This window comes from Enterobacter sp. 296B2, from assembly GCF_034106185.1.
Classification (GTDB): Bacteria; Pseudomonadota; Gammaproteobacteria; order Enterobacterales; family Enterobacteriaceae; genus Enterobacter; species Enterobacter cloacae_N.
In genome coordinates this window covers 120,502-132,973 of the sequence record NZ_JAWNCA010000005.1, presented here as the reverse complement: position 1 = coordinate 132,973, position 12,472 = coordinate 120,502, and the positions used below count along the sequence as shown (strand labels likewise).

Genomic DNA, 12,472 nt, shown 5'->3' with positions numbered 1-12,472 from the left:
GTTGCCGTTTTGAGTGTTTTCCCCCTCTCCCCGTGGGAGAGGGCCGGGGTGAGGGCATCAGCCCGCACAAAAACTACTTCTCTTCCATCGCCGGCACATCCGGCCACGCATGCACCACCGCTTTAATCAGCGTCGCCAGCGGAATAGCAAAGAACACGCCCCAGAACCCCCACAGCCCGCCGAAAATCACCACGGATAAGATAATCACCAGCGGATGCAGGTTCACCGCCTCGGAGAACAGCACCGGCACCAGCAGGTTACCGTCCAGCGCCTGAATGATGAGGTATACCGCAAAGCAGCTCCAGAACTCCGTGCCCAGGCCAAACTGGAACAGCGCAACGCCCACCACCGGAATGGTCACCACAAACGCGCCGATGTAGGGGATCAAAACCGAAAATCCGACCAGCACCGCCAGCAGCAGCGAGTAGTTCAGGCCGAAGATCAGGAAGCCAATCCAGGTCGCGACCCCGACCACTATCATCTCCAGCACCTTGCCGCGAATGTAGTTGGTGATCTGCTGGTTCATCTCTTCCCAGACCTGCCCGGCCAGGCCGCGATTGCGCGGCAGCACGCGGCGGACTGCGTTAAGCATTTGCTCTTTGTCTTTGACCAGGAAGAACACCATTAACGGCACGAGCACAAGGTAAACCGCCAGCGTCAGCAGCCCCACCAGCGAGGCCAGAGAGTATTTCACCACCGAGTCGCCCATCGTCATGATGCGGGCGCGCATGTTTTCGGCCATCGCATCAATAATCCCGGCATCCATCAGCGCGGGATAACGACGCGGCAGCGTGGCGGCGAAATCAGAGAGTTTATTCAACATGCCGGGCATATCGCGGATCAGGTAGATCCCCTGCTGCCAGGCAACCGGCATCACCACGAATGCCATCAACATAAGAATGCCGACAAACAGCACCAGCACGATACTCGTTGCCCAGCGGCGTGAACAGCCGATATGTTCCAGGCGCGCTGTTGGCCACTCCAGCAGGTACGCCAGCACAATCGCCACCAGCAGGGGGGCGAGAAGACCGCTGAAGAAGAACAGAATACCGAACCCGGCAACCAGAATAACCAGCAAAGCAATGGCTTCCGGGTCACTGAACCGACGCCGATACCACTGCATTAACATTTCGAGCATACAACCCTTCCCTGAATCGATTGGCGGGAGTGAGACGATGAATTGTATCTAATTGTCACAAAAAAGACTTTCGCTTTTTGTATCCCTGTCACAATCCGCAAAAGCCTGATGAATGGGATTTTCTTCATGCGGTAACACGGCTACACTCGCAGGGCAGCAGAGATGAACGATATGCCGGTTCATCGGTCAAATTAGCACCTCCAACATACAGGACAGTGGTTATGTTCAGGCAGTTGAGAAAAACACTGGTTGCAACACTGATTGCCGCAGTGACGGTCGGTCAGGTGTTGCCCGCTTTCGCTGACTCGTCCGATTCATTGCCGGACATGGGCACCACGGCAGGAAGCACGCTCTCTATCGGGCAAGAGATGCAGATGGGTGATTACTATGTGCGCCAGCTGCGCGGTAGCGCCCCGCTGATCAACGACCCTTTGCTGGTGCAGTACATTAACGGGCTGGGGATGCGTCTGGTTTCGCACGCCGACTCGGTAAAAACCCCCTTCCACTTCTATTTAATCAATAACGACGAAATCAACGCCTTCGCCTTCTTTGGCGGTAACGTGGTGCTGCATTCGGCGTTATTCCGTTACTCTGACAACGAAAGCCAGCTGGCCTCGGTGATGGCGCACGAAATTTCGCACGTCACCCAGCGCCACCTGGCGCGTGCGATGGAAGACCAGAAGCGTAACGCCCCGCTCACCTGGGTGGGCGCACTGGGCTCTATTCTGCTGGCGATGGCCAGCCCACAGGCCGGGATGGCGGCCCTGACCGGTACGCTGGCGGGAACGCGCCAGGGGATGATCAGCTTCACCCAGCAAAACGAGCAGGAAGCAGACCGCATCGGCATCCAGGTTTTACAGCGCTCCGGCTTTGACCCGCAGGCGATGCCGAGCTTCCTGGAAAAACTGCTCGACCAGGCGCGTTATTCATCCCGTCCACCGGAAATTTTGCTTACCCACCCGTTACCGGAAAGCCGTTTGTCGGATGCGCGCAACCGTGCCAACCAGATGCGCCCGGTGGTCGTGCAGTCGTCGCAGGACTTCTACATGGCTAAGGTAAGAACGCTCGGCATGTACAACTCCGGGCGTAACCAGCTCACCAGCGATCTGCTGGATACCCTGGCGAAAGGCAACGTGCGGGAAAAAAATGCCGCGCAGTATGGTCAGGCGCTGCAGGCGATGGAAGCCAGCAAATATGACGAGGCGCGTAAAGCGCTGCAGCCGCTGCTGGCAGCCGACCCCAATAACCCGTGGTATCTCGATCTCTCGACGGATATCGATCTGGGACAGAAGAAAGCCACCGATGCGATTAACCGCCTGAAAGGGGCGAAAGACGTACGGACCAACCCGGTGCTGCAGCTTAACCTGGCGAACGCTTACTTACAGGGCGGTCAGCCTGCGCAGGCCGTGACCATTCTGAACCGCTATACCTTTAACAATAAAGACGACCAGAACGGCTGGGAGCTGCTCGCCCAGGCCCAGGGTCAGCTGGGTAACCGCGATCAGGAGCTGGCGGCGCGTGCTGAAGGGCTGGCCCTGGCGGGTCGCCTCGATCAGGCGATTTCCCTGCTCAGCAGCGCCAGCTCGCAGGTGAAGCTCGGCAGCCTGCAGCAGGCCCGCTACGACGCGCGTATCGACCAGCTGCGCGGCCTGCAACAGCGCTTTAAGCCGTACGAGAAGATGTAATAAAGGAGAAGTCATGACAGACGCGGTAAAAATTTACCATAACCCTCGCTGCTCCAAGAGCCGCGACACGCTCAGCCTGCTGAAGTCTAATGGCATCGACCCGGAGGTGGTGCTGTATCTGGAGACGCCGCCGGACGCGCAGACAATCCGCGAACTGCTGCACATGCTGGGGATGGGCAGCGCGCGCGAACTGATGCGTCAGAAAGAGGATCTGTATAAATCGCTTAATCTGGATGACAGCCGTCTCACCGAGGCTGAGCTGGTACAGGCGATGGTCGACAATCCAAAGCTGATTGAGCGTCCGATTGTGGTAGCGAACGGCAAGGCGCGCATTGGCCGCCCGCCGGAAGATGTGCTCGACATCCTCTAGTCCTTACGCCGCAGCGCTTCCAGAAACGCCTGCGGCGTACTTTCTCCCAGCTTTTTCTGCGTTTTGCCCCGGTTATAAAACTCGCACAGCGCGATTAATACCTCTCCGGCAGGTTCATCATTCACGCGCGGAATAATATCGCGTAATGGCACCGCCACCTGAAGCGCATTTTGTTTTTGGGGATGCGTTTTTACAGCCACATCTTTTACAGCCTGTGTCGGCTCAAAGCCAAAAGTCTCGATAGATTGTATATCAGCGGGACAGGCCTCCAGCAGCGCCTGCGTCCAGGTAGTAAGCAACCGGGGTGAAAGACCCGCGTAGAGCCGGGCATAGCACCAGCCGCTTACCGGTTCACGCGCCCAGAGCAGATGCTGTTCTCCCCCATCGTCCATATGCAGCGACAAAGGCAGATGATGCAGCATCAGCGTATGCGGCAGGATGCCGGCCTTCAGCGCTTTTTTCCCCTGCAGTGAACTCCCCTTATGTTTCGCGGGTGCCGGTTTGAGATAGCGATTGAGCGTTGCCCTTGAAACGGGGATCCCCAGCACGTCGTTAACCATCTGCAGCAGTTCATCCAGCGGCGCCCCTGAGATGTCGCGCAGGGCATTGACCAGCGCAACCTGCTCCTGTCTCAGCGCTTTGTGTATCACTTTTGGCGTGGTGTGATTATCCGAAACCCGATCTCGGTTGCGCCAGCGCCTGACTGTCGTGACCGAGATCCCCAGCTCAACGGCCAGCTCTCTGTCGCTTTTATCTGACTGCTGCAGATAGCGGCGGATACGCGGCGTGGTGGTGGCGTTGGCGTGTAGCTTAATTTCCATCGCAACAACTCCATTAACTAATCATGTGAGATTTATATTACAAAGGCGGTTGCTTTGTGACCGATTTCACCTTTCGCTCGCCGTGCTTCACTGATAATCCACAGACATAACATAAACAACACCCCTCAATCTTGTACGGAGTTCACAATGAACAATGTTCTGGGATTTCTTGAAGCAAAACTGATGCCGCTGGCGGCCAAAACGGCCCAGCAACGTCATCTCGGGGCCATTCGCGGCGCCTACGTGTCATTCATGCCGTTTATCATCGTTGGCTCTATTCTGCTGGTGATCTCGTCGTTCCCGAATCAAGCCTATCAGCAGTTTATGTCTCAGGCCTTTGGTGAGAGCTGGAGCGCCATTATTGAAATCCCGTTCAACGCGGTCTTCTCCACCATGTCGCTGTTTATCAGCTTCCTCGTGGCCTACCGCCTGGCCGAACATTATGGCGAGGACCGCATCTCCTGCGGCATTCTGGCGCTGGTCGCGTTTCTGATCCTGACGCCGTTTATCAAGGTGGCAGTAAACGGCGGTATCACCGTCATTCCGGTGGAGTGGATTGGCAGCAAAGGTCTGTTCGTGGCGATGATCGGTTCCCTGCTGTGGACGGAGCTGTTCTGCTGGCTGAAGCGCAAAAATCTGGTCATAAAAATGCCCGACGGCGTACCGCCTGCGGTGCAGGAGTCGTTCGCGGCGCTGATCCCCGCCCTGCTGGTGATGATTCTGGTGCTGGGTATCCGCATCGTCTTCGAAAACACCCACTACCACACGATTCATCAGTTTATTTATGAAGTCGTTGCCACGCCGGTACGCCACTACGGCACCTCATACTTTGGCGCGCTGATGACCGTCTTCAGCATCACCATTCTGTGGTCCGTGGGCATTAACTCCGGCTCGATGATAAACGGCATTATTCGCCCGCTGTGGATGGAGAACCAGACCGACAACATCACTGCCATTCAGGCCGGGGCAACGCCGCCGCACATCATCACCGAGCAGTTTTTTGACATGATCTGGATGGGCGGCGCGGGTGCCACGCTGTCGCTGGTGATAGCGATGCTGATTTTCGCCCGCAGCAAAAACATGCGCGAAGTGGCGCGCCTCGGCGCCGGGGCTTCGGTGTTTAACATCAACGAACCGATTCTGTTTGGCCTGCCGGTGATCATGAACCCGATCATGCTCATCCCGTTCAACCTGGTACCGCTGGTGCTGGTTACCGTGCAGTATGCGGCGATGAAGGTTGGCGCGGTCGCCGTCACCACCGGGGTGTTTATTCCCTGGACGCTGCCGCCGGTGATCAGCGGCTTTATCGTCACAGGACACCTGAGCGGCAGCGTGATGCAGCTGATTAACCTGCTGATTGGCGCCATGCTGTACCTTCCTTTCATGCGTATCGTGGACAAACAGTACCGCGCGGCGGAAATTGCCACCGTTACGCACACCGACACCACCCTTGCAAAACAGGAGTAAAGCATGTGGGGAATTATCGCCACCTGGCGAATGGCGCTTGAAGGCGTGACGGAATCCGCGTCTGCGCTGGCGGCGGGAAAACCGGTCGCGCCGGCGGTGGTTGATGCCGTCGCCGCCGTCGAAGACTTTCCGTTTTATAAATCCGTCGGCTACGGCGGGCTGCCTACCGAAAACGGCGAGGTCGAGCTGGACGCGGCCTACATGGACGGCGACACGCTGGCATTCGGTGCCGTGGGGAATCTGGTGGATATCGCCAACCCGGTGCGCGTGGCGCACGCGCTCAGCCGCCAGCGCTACAACAGCCTGCTGGTCGGCCAGGGCGCACGGGAATGGGCGCTAAGCCAGGGCTTTGCCGACAAAACCATGCTCACCGACCGGGCCATGCAGCACTACCGTAAGCGCTGCCGCGAGACGCTGGATAAAGGCTTGAGCCCGTACGACGGGCACGACACCGTCGGCATCATCGGCCTCGATAAACAGGGCTCGATGAGCGTCGCCACCTCCACCAGCGGCCTGTTTATGAAAAAACGCGGCCGCATTGGGGATTCGCCAATTATCGGCTCTGGGTTCTACTGCGACAGCGAAACCGGCGCGGCCACCGCCACGGGCGTCGGTGAAGATCTGATGAAAGGCTGCACCAGCTACGAAATCGTCCGCCGCATGGCGCAAGGGATGTCTCCCCAGCAGGCGGCAGATTCGGTGGTGTTCGAGCTGGAGGACAAGCTGATGTCGCGCTTCGGCCGCGCGGGCGATCTCTCCGTGGTATGCATGAATAACAGGGGCGAATTTGGTGCCGCCACCAACATCAAAACCTTCTCGTTCGTGGTGGCGACGGCCCGTCAGCCTCTCACCGTTTATCGTACCGAGCGCCAGCGGGAGAAAACGCACTATCACGCGGTAGACGATGAGTGGATGCAGGCCTATGCCGCGCGGATCCGTGCGCCGATTGAGGAGTCATGATGATTGAATATCAGTTTATCACCGCGCTTTCTGACGCGGCTCCGCAATGCCATTTGATTGCCTCCACCTCCTGTACGCACTTGCCCGAAACGGCGCTTGTCGCGGAAATGCGCAATTTTGCCAGCATAGCTGACACCCGCTTTGGCTGCGCGCCGTTTGCCCGCATCACTCTGCTGCCGGAGGCGCTCTGGTATGACGCACTTACTGAAAGCCTGCTTGCCGCCCTGCGACCGCTGATTGCCTCTCCCGTCAGCGCAGATATCGCGCTGGACGTAACAAATATCGACGACGTCGTCCTGGCGCAGGTACTGCGCTTTCTCTTTAATCAGGCGCACAGGCTAAGCGATTTGCAGTTGAAGAAAACCAGTGACGAAGTCCGTCTTCAGCGCATCACCGCGCTCTGTTTACCAGAACAGCAGGACCGACTGGCGGTTATTTTCCGCCAGCAGCAGGCTATCGCCCACGGTATGGTCGCGGCGCGACGCCTGGCGGATATCCCGTCCGACCGCTGCACGCCGCAGTTTGTCGTCGAAGAGGCGCAAAAACTCTGCGCTACCTTCCCCACCCTGCGCTGTGAGGTGTTGGATGAAAAGCAAATCGTTGAGCATGGGCTGGGGCTGCTTAACGCCGTCGGCAAAGGGGCGACCTGTCCACCGCGTCTGCTGGCGATTCATTACGACGGCGTGTCTGACGGACCGGTGCGCTGCTACGTGGGTAAAGGCATCACCTTCGATACCGGCGGCCTGTGGCTGAAGGAAGGCGCGGGCATGTACACCATGAAATACGACATGTGCGGCGCGGCCAACGTGCTGGGGCTGATGCTGACCACCGCAGAGCTGGCGCTGCCCGTGCGCATCATGGGCGTGCTGGCGCTGGCGGAAAACGCCATCGGCCCGGACGCCATGCAGCCCGGCACGGTGGCGACCGCCTGCAACGGCACCACCGTTGAAATCAACAACACCGATGCCGAAGGCCGACTGGTGCTGGCCGACGCCATCGCCTGGGCCAGCCAGCGCCATCCGCAGGCGCGCTATATCATTGATATGGCAACCTTAACCGGTGCGGTGGTGAAGGCGCTGGGGTATGAGCTGAGCGGGCTAATGACGCAGGATGAAGCGCTGCGCGCCGCGCTGACGCGGGCGGGTAAGCAGAGCGGCGACGAAGTGTGGTCCCTGCCTTTAGATGCGCGGCTGAAAAAGCAGACCGACAGCGCCATCGCCGATCTGTGCAACACCCCGACAAACAACGCGGCGATCAGCGCCTCGGCGGCGTGGCTGCTGCACCATTTCTGCCCGCCGACGATCCCGTGGGCGCATCTGGACATCAGCGGCACGGCGCTGTGGCGCGAAAATGGCAGGAGCGTGGCGTCGGGAAGACCGATTCCACTTTTGGTGGAGCACTTGCTGGGAGATCTTTAGCCCGGTGGCGCGGGCCTACGGATGCCATATGTAGGCCGGGTAAGGCGTAGCCGCCACCCGGCATAACTACAGCTTGAGAATATCTTTCACAAACGGAATGGTCAGCTTGCGCTGGGCGGTAATCGAGGCGCGATCGAGCTGATCGAGCGTATCAAACAGGGTGCGCATTTCGCGGTCCAGACGCTTGAGCAGGAAACGGCCCACGTCTTCCGGCAGCTCAAAGCCGCGCTGCTTTGCGCGCAGCTGTAACGCCTGAAGCTTATCTTCATCCGACAGCGGCTGGAGCTTGTAGATTTGCCCCCAGTCCAGACGAGACGCCAGATCCGGCAGCCCCAGATTCAGCTGTCGCGGCGGTCGATCGCCGGTGATCAGCAGCCGGGTTTTTCCCGACTCCAGAATGCGGTTGTAGAGGTTGAAGATCGCCATTTCCCACGGCTCGTCCCCCGCCACGCATTCGATATTATCGATGCAGACCAGCGAGAGATGTTCCATTCCCTCCAGCACCTCAGGCACGAACCAGGTACGTTTATCCAGCGGCACGTAGCCTACCGCGTCACCGCGGGCCGAAAGCTCCGCGCAGGCGGCATGCAGCAGGTGGCTGCGCCCCGCGCCTTCGCGTGACCAGATATAAATGTATCCGCTGTGATCCTGGCGCAGCACGTTTTGCAGTGCAGCCAGTAAAGAGGGGTTATCACCCGGCCAGAAACTCGCGAAAGTTTCGTCGTCAGGGAGATAAAGTGGCAGAGAGAGCTGTGCCGGTCCGTTCAGAAATACCTCAACCAGAGATCTTACATAAAATCGGCGATGAGTTTAACACGGAACCAGCCGGGAGAGAACCGGGCGGATCGTCCACCCGGTTAAAGGATCAATGTGGCGCTTTTTCGCTTTCGTCAGCGTCCAGCACCACCTCTTCCGGGCGGATCACCGAGATCAGCTTGAAAATCAGGCTCAGGCCCACACCGACGATGGTCGCCAGCGCCATGCCCTTCAGCTCGGCCGCGCCAATATGCACCTTCGCACCGCTCACGCCGATGATCAGGATGACGGAGGTCAGGATCAGGTTTTGCGCTTTGCTGTAATCCACTTTGGATTCAATCAGCACGCGAATACCGGACGCGCCGATCACCCCGTACAGCAGCAGGGAAACGCCGCCCATCACCGGAACCGGGATAATCTGGATCGCTGCCGCCAGCTTGCCCACGCAGGAGAGCAGAATGGCGATGATCGCCGCGCCGCCGATAACCCAGGTGCTGTAGACGCGGGTAATCGCCATCACGCCGATGTTTTCACCGTAAGTGGTATTTGGCGTGGAACCGAAGAATCCGGAGATGATAGTCGAGAAACCGTTGGCAAACATGGAGCGGTGCAGCCCCGGGTCGCGGATCAGGTCGCGCTTAATGATGTTCGCCGTCACCACCAGGTGACCAACGTGCTCGGCAATCACCACCAGCGCGGCAGGCAGAATGGTGAAAATAGCAAACCATTCAAAGCGCGGGGTGTAGATGGTTGGCAGCGCGAACCAGGGTGCCTGAGCAATCGGGGTGGTATCCACCACGCCCATGACGAAGGAGAGCGCATAGCCCGCCAGCACGCCGATCAGGATCGGGATAATCGCCATAAAGCCGCGGAACAGCACGGAGCCAAACACCGTCACGCCCAGGGTTACCAGCGAGATAATGATGGTTTTGGAATCCGGCGACTGGCCGTCCGCAGGCAGCAGGCCGGCCATGTTCGCCGCCACGCCCGCCAGTTCCAGACCGATGACCGCAACGATAGCGCCCATCGCCGCAGGCGGGAACATCACGTCCAGCCAGCCGGTACCCGCTTTCTTCACGATGAAGGAGACCAGGCAGAACAGCACGCCGCACATGATAAAGCCGCCCAGCGCGACTTCATAACCCAGCGGCAGCAACAGTAGCACCGGTGAGATAAAAGCAAAGCTGGACCCGAGATACGCCGGGATTTTGCCTTTACAGATAAAGAGGTACAGCAGCGTACCGACGCCGTTGAACAGCAGCACGGTAGCCGGGTTAATGTGAAACAGGATTGGCACCAGCACGGTTGCGCCAAACATGGCGAACAGGTGCTGCAAACTAAGCGGGATAGTCTGTAAAAGCGGCGGTCTTTCACTCACCCCGATAGCACGGCGCGTCATAGTGTTTTCCTCTGTGTAGTATCGTTGTTGGTGTTTTATTCAAAAAAAAGCCGACTATCAAAGTCGGCTTATTTATCGTTATTCGATTATTTCGTACCAAAGATCTTATCGCCGGCATCGCCGAGCCCCGGGATGATGTACCCGTGCTCGTTCAGCCCCTGGTCGATAGAGGCGGTATACAGCTCAACGTCCGGGTGCGCTTTTTCCAGCGCCGCGATCCCTTCCGGTGCAGCCACCAGAACCAGCACCTTAATGCTGCTGCAGCCCGCTTTTTTCAGCAGGTCGATGGTGGCGATCATTGAACCGCCGGTCGCCAGCATTGGGTCAACCACCAGCGCCATACGCTCGTCGATGTTAGAGACCAGCTTCTGGAAATAAGGTACCGGCTCCAGCGTCTCTTCGTTACGGTAGATACCGACCACGCTGATGCGCGCGCTTGGGACGTGCTCCAGTACGCCTTCCATCATACCGAGACCGGCACGCAGGATAGGCACAACGGTAATTTTCTTACCTTTGATCTGCTCAACCTGCACCGGGCCGTTCCAGCCTTCGATGGTCACTTTTTCTGTTTCCAGATCAGAGGTCGCTTCGTAGGTCAGCAGGCTGCCCACTTCAGAAGCCAGTTCGCGAAAACGCTTCGTGCTGATGTCATGCTCACGCATCAGGCCCAACTTGTGTTTAACGAGTGGGTGTTTCACTTCCACAATCTTCATTCTCTTTCTCCTCTGAGGTGGCATCCGCAAAAAAATCGCGGGATTATACCGCTTTTTTCGGATTGCGCCATACCCATGTTGCTTGACAGGGATCAAGCAAAGACAAAAAACCGGAGACAGGTCTCCGGCTTAAGTGTGAGGTTCTGCCCGGTGGCGCTACGCTTACGCGGGCCTACGTGTAGTGTAGGTCGGGTAAGCGTTAGCGCCACCCGACAATTACAGGTTATCGCCGTTGCTCGCGATCACCTGCTTATACCAGTCGAACGATTTCTTCTTGCTGCGGTTCAGCGTGCCGTTACCTTCATTGTCTTTATCAACAAAGATAAAGCCGTAGCGTTTTTTCATTTCGCCCGTACCGGCAGACACCAGGTCAATACAGCCCCACGGGGTGTAGCCCATCAGATCCACGCCGTCTTCTACCACCGCTTTTTTCATCTCGCGGATGTGAGCGGCCAGGTAATCAATGCGGTACTGGTCGTTCACCGTGCCGTCGCTCTCCTGCACGTCGATTGCGCCAAAGCCGTTCTCAACGATAAACAGCGGGAGCTGGTAGTGATCCCAGAACCAGTTCAGGGAGTAGCGCAATCCCACCGGGTCAATCTGCCAGCCCCAGTCGGATTTCTGCACGTAAGGGTTGGAGACCAGGCTCTTACTCTCGTCGTAGTCCAACTGCGGGTTATCCGCCGTCGCCTTGGTGGCGAAGGACATATAGTAGCTGAAGCCAATGTAATCAACGCAGCCCTGCGTCAGCGCCGCTTTGTCCTCTTCGGTGATATCCAGCGCGAAGCCGCGACGTTCAAAGTAGTTGAGCAGATGCTGTGGATACTTGCCGCGCACGTGCACGTCGGTGAACCAGTAACGGCGGTGCATGGCGTTCATCGCCATCATCATGTCGTCCGGCGCGCAGGTCAGCGGATAGATGGGACACATGGCAATCATGCAGCCGATCTGCAGCGACGGGTTAATCTCGCGCCCCGCCTTCACCGCCAGGGCGCTGGCCACCAGCTCATAGTGCGCGGCCTGGAACATCACCGGCTCGCGGTCTTCACCCGGCGCATATTTCAGCCCGGAGTTGGTGAACGGCGCAAAGTCTTCGTGGAAGTTGGCCTGGTTGTTGATCTCGTTAAAGGTCATCCAGTACTTCACTTTATGCTGGTAGCGCTCAAAAACGACCTTCGCAAAGCGGACAAAGAAGTCAATCAGCTTACGGTTGCGCCAGCCGCCGTATTCCGTGACCAGGTGGAAAGGCATCTCAAAGTGGGAAAGCGTAATAACCGGTTCAATGCCGTACTTCAGGCATTCGTCGAACAGATCGTCATAGAATTTCAGGCCCGCCTCGTTCGGCTCAAGCTCGTCGCCTTTCGGGAAGATGCGCGTCCAGGCGATGGAGGTACGGAAGCATTTGAACCCCATCTCGGCAAAGAGTTTGATGTCATCTTTATAGCGGTGGTAGAAATCGATGGCCTCATGGTTAGGGTAGTTTTTCCCCTCCAGAACGCCGTTGGTGATTTCACGCGGTACGCCGTGCGCGCCCGCGGTCATGACGTCGGCCACGCTTACGCCCTTGCCGCCCTCTTTCCAGCCGCCCTCAAGCTGGTGTGCCGCCACGGCCCCACCCCACAGAAAATCTGCTTTAAATCCTGACATTCGCTTTCCCTCATTCTGCGTTATTTTCTGCAAAAACAATTACAGAAACCGGTTTCATTTCGATGATGTGCAAAGGAGATATCCGTTGCAAGCAGTTC

The 12,472-nt window shown here is 57.9% G+C and carries 11 protein-coding genes; 5 read left to right on the top strand and 6 right to left on the bottom strand.

Annotated elements, in window-relative coordinates; translation table 11 throughout:
* Positions 1-73: 73 nt before the first annotated feature.
* Positions 74-1,138, bottom strand: coding sequence for an AI-2E family transporter (locus URZ40_RS05765; RefSeq protein ID WP_116343175.1), 1,065 nt, complete (start codon positions 1,136-1,138; stop codon positions 74-76).
* Positions 1,139-1,359: 221 nt separating this feature from the next.
* On the opposite strand from URZ40_RS05765, the gene bepA reads away from it, so the two are divergent.
* Complete coding sequence (gene bepA, locus URZ40_RS05760) at positions 1,360-2,823, top strand: beta-barrel assembly-enhancing protease (RefSeq protein ID WP_192983602.1); 1,464 nt, start codon at positions 1,360-1,362, stop codon at positions 2,821-2,823.
* Positions 2,824-2,836: 13 nt separating this feature from the next.
* Positions 2,837-3,193 (top strand): arsenate reductase (glutaredoxin), encoded by a 357-nt coding sequence (arsC, locus tag URZ40_RS05755; protein WP_049136756.1) that lies wholly within the window; start codon positions 2,837-2,839, stop codon positions 3,191-3,193.
* On the opposite strand, the gene URZ40_RS05750 is transcribed toward arsC, so the two are convergent.
* Entirely contained in the window at positions 3,190-4,014 is an 825-nt protein-coding gene (locus URZ40_RS05750) for an XRE family transcriptional regulator (RefSeq protein WP_320720010.1), read from the bottom strand. The genes arsC and URZ40_RS05750 overlap by 4 nt on opposite strands.
* A 147-nt stretch (positions 4,015-4,161) precedes the next feature.
* Here URZ40_RS05750 and celB point away from each other — a divergent pair, with 147 nt between their 5' ends.
* The 3 genes from celB to URZ40_RS05735 are packed head-to-tail and all read left to right on the top strand — an operon-like array spanning position 4,162 to position 7,859.
* Positions 4,162-5,481 (top strand): PTS cellobiose transporter subunit IIC, encoded by a 1,320-nt coding sequence (gene celB / locus URZ40_RS05745; RefSeq protein ID WP_320720008.1) that lies wholly within the window; start codon positions 4,162-4,164, stop codon positions 5,479-5,481.
* 3 nt (positions 5,482-5,484) lie between these two features.
* A complete protein-coding gene (locus URZ40_RS05740; protein WP_192983599.1) occupies positions 5,485-6,441 on the top strand; it encodes a N(4)-(beta-N-acetylglucosaminyl)-L-asparaginase in 957 nt (318 codons plus the stop codon).
* Positions 6,441-7,859, top strand: coding sequence for a leucyl aminopeptidase family protein (locus tag URZ40_RS05735; protein WP_320720052.1), 1,419 nt, complete (start codon positions 6,441-6,443; stop codon positions 7,857-7,859). Before URZ40_RS05740 ends, URZ40_RS05735 begins: the two co-directional genes overlap by 1 nt.
* Before the next feature lie 66 nt (positions 7,860-7,925).
* Here URZ40_RS05735 and URZ40_RS05730 read toward each other — a convergent pair whose 3' ends face one another.
* The 4 genes from URZ40_RS05730 to URZ40_RS05715 all read right to left on the bottom strand — a co-directional run bounded on the left by URZ40_RS05730 (position 7,926) and on the right by URZ40_RS05715 (position 12,374).
* Positions 7,926-8,627 carry a DnaA inactivator Hda gene (locus tag URZ40_RS05730; RefSeq protein WP_211438414.1) on the bottom strand — a complete coding sequence of 234 codons (702 nt, stop codon included), beginning with the start codon at positions 8,625-8,627 and terminating at the stop codon, positions 7,926-7,928.
* Positions 8,628-8,724: 97 nt separating this feature from the next.
* A complete protein-coding gene (gene uraA, locus URZ40_RS05725; protein WP_163330559.1) occupies positions 8,725-10,014 on the bottom strand; it encodes a uracil permease in 1,290 nt (429 codons plus the stop codon).
* An 86-nt stretch (positions 10,015-10,100) separates the two neighbouring features.
* Positions 10,101-10,727 carry a uracil phosphoribosyltransferase gene (gene upp, locus URZ40_RS05720; RefSeq protein WP_008501641.1) on the bottom strand — a complete coding sequence of 209 codons (627 nt, stop codon included), beginning with the start codon at positions 10,725-10,727 and terminating at the stop codon, positions 10,101-10,103.
* 216 nt (positions 10,728-10,943) lie between these two features.
* Positions 10,944-12,374, bottom strand: coding sequence for a 6-phospho-beta-glucosidase (locus URZ40_RS05715; protein ID WP_320720006.1), 1,431 nt, complete (start codon positions 12,372-12,374; stop codon positions 10,944-10,946).
* Positions 12,375-12,472 lie beyond the last annotated feature (98 nt).

What these genes read in the sequence shown, in the direction of transcription:
- URZ40_RS05765 (WP_116343175.1), bottom strand. Translation starts at nt 1,138, where the DNA reads ATGCTCGAAATGTTAATGCAGTGGTATCGGCGTCGGTTCAGTGACCCG.
- bepA (WP_192983602.1), top strand. Translation starts at nt 1,360, where the DNA reads ATGTTCAGGCAGTTGAGAAAAACACTGGTTGCAACACTGATTGCCGCA.
- arsC (WP_049136756.1), top strand. Translation starts at nt 2,837, where the DNA reads ATGACAGACGCGGTAAAAATTTACCATAACCCTCGCTGCTCCAAGAGC.
- URZ40_RS05750 (WP_320720010.1), bottom strand. Translation starts at nt 4,014, where the DNA reads ATGGAAATTAAGCTACACGCCAACGCCACCACCACGCCGCGTATCCGC.
- celB (WP_320720008.1), top strand. Translation starts at nt 4,162, where the DNA reads ATGAACAATGTTCTGGGATTTCTTGAAGCAAAACTGATGCCGCTGGCG.
- URZ40_RS05740 (WP_192983599.1), top strand. Translation starts at nt 5,485, where the DNA reads ATGTGGGGAATTATCGCCACCTGGCGAATGGCGCTTGAAGGCGTGACG.
- URZ40_RS05735 (WP_320720052.1), top strand. Translation starts at nt 6,441, where the DNA reads ATGATTGAATATCAGTTTATCACCGCGCTTTCTGACGCGGCTCCGCAA.
- uraA (WP_163330559.1), bottom strand. Translation starts at nt 10,014, where the DNA reads ATGACGCGCCGTGCTATCGGGGTGAGTGAAAGACCGCCGCTTTTACAG.
- upp (WP_008501641.1), bottom strand. Translation starts at nt 10,727, where the DNA reads ATGAAGATTGTGGAAGTGAAACACCCACTCGTTAAACACAAGTTGGGC.
- URZ40_RS05715 (WP_320720006.1), bottom strand. Translation starts at nt 12,374, where the DNA reads ATGTCAGGATTTAAAGCAGATTTTCTGTGGGGTGGGGCCGTGGCGGCA.